Here is a 1,220-nt window from a genome sequence, read left to right as displayed (position 1 = left end):
GGGTGCTCGTGGGTCTCGGCGCCTCCGGGTCGCTTACGGCGGTGTGGCTCTTCGTCGTCACAGGCACGGTGCACTCACTGGCACTGTTCTTCCTGGCGTCGGCTGTCGCTGGTGCTGCGTACGCGTTCGACTTCGCGGGTGGTCTGATGGTGTTCAACCAGTACGCTGCCCCGCAGCACCGGACAAGTATGGTGTCCGGTGGGTATCTCATCGGCTACGTCGCCCAGGGTATCGGAGCGCCATCACTCGGCGCCGTCGTCACCGCACACGGACTGATGTCCGGTCTGCTGACCGGCGCAGCCGTCTTCGGCGCCTTCTTCATTGTCGTCGTCATCGGCGGGCTCGCCGTGCTCGCGCCTCTGCACCGAGCCGGCCGACACGCTGCCCACGGCGCAACAACCTCCGTGACTCCTGCTGAAGAACCCGTTGATACTTCGAAATAGGGTTCACCATGCGGTCCGCACACGGGGCCATACGGCCCTTCGGGTTGCGTTCCACGCAACTGCGAACTCGTCTCAGGAGTAATCTGTGATCATGTGAGTGCAGCCTATCGGCTCGTTGATGTGGCCGTGGGGGCCGCTACGTCTCTCGTCCGCGAGGTGGGGGTCCTGAATCGTAGAAGGCGTCGTCGTGGAGCATCGCGAACAGCACGTCGCTGGGGTGGCGGGCCAGGCGGAGAAGGACCTACGTAAGGGTCTGTCCACGAGCCAACCGATCGTAGGCGCAAGAGGTGAATCGCGCAGGGCACTTAGAGGCCCTAACAAAGACGTCGAACATGGCGGTGGGTGATCAGGCAGACGGCGAGGCCGAGGAATGCTTCGTGGATGTCGTCGCGTCTCTCCCAGCGCATGCGCAGGCGGCGGAAGCCGTGGAGCCAGGCGATCGTGCGCTCGACGACGTAGCGGAAGATGCCCAGGCCGGAGCCGTGCGGCTCGCCCCGTTTCGCGATCACGGGGCGGATGCCTCGCTGCCAGAGCAGGCGACGGTACTTGTCGTGGTCGTAGCCGCGGTCGGCCAGCAGTGCATCCGGGCGTCGGCGGGGTCTGCCGACCCGGCCCGCGACGGCGGGAATCTTGTCGAGCAGCGGCTCGAGCTGGGTGACGTCGTTGCGGTTTCCGCCGGTCAGCGACACCGCGAGCGGGATGCCCTGGCCGTCGACGATGAGGTGGTGCTTGCTGCCCGGCCGTGCGCGGTCGACCGGGCTGGTCCCGCTTTTGGGC

Annotated in this window: 2 protein-coding genes; one reads left to right on the top strand and one right to left on the bottom strand. The window is 66.4% G+C overall.

The annotated features are described in order from the left end of the window. The coding region (locus ACFW2E_RS47250; RefSeq protein WP_384478451.1) for a hypothetical protein at window positions 1–443 on the top strand (443 nt) is incomplete at its 5' end. A 314-nt stretch (window positions 444–757) separates the two neighbouring features. On the opposite strand, the gene ACFW2E_RS47245 is transcribed toward ACFW2E_RS47250, so the two are convergent. Next, on the bottom strand, window positions 758–1,220 hold a 463-nt coding region (locus ACFW2E_RS47245; RefSeq protein WP_384478448.1), incomplete at its 5' end, for an IS5 family transposase.

Source organism: Streptomyces sp. NPDC058964 (genome assembly GCF_042741275.1).
Taxonomy (GTDB): domain Bacteria; phylum Actinomycetota; class Actinomycetes; order Streptomycetales; family Streptomycetaceae; genus Streptomyces.
The sequence above is the reverse complement of the archived record's forward strand: the minus strand, read 5'-3'. Positions and strand labels throughout refer to the sequence as shown.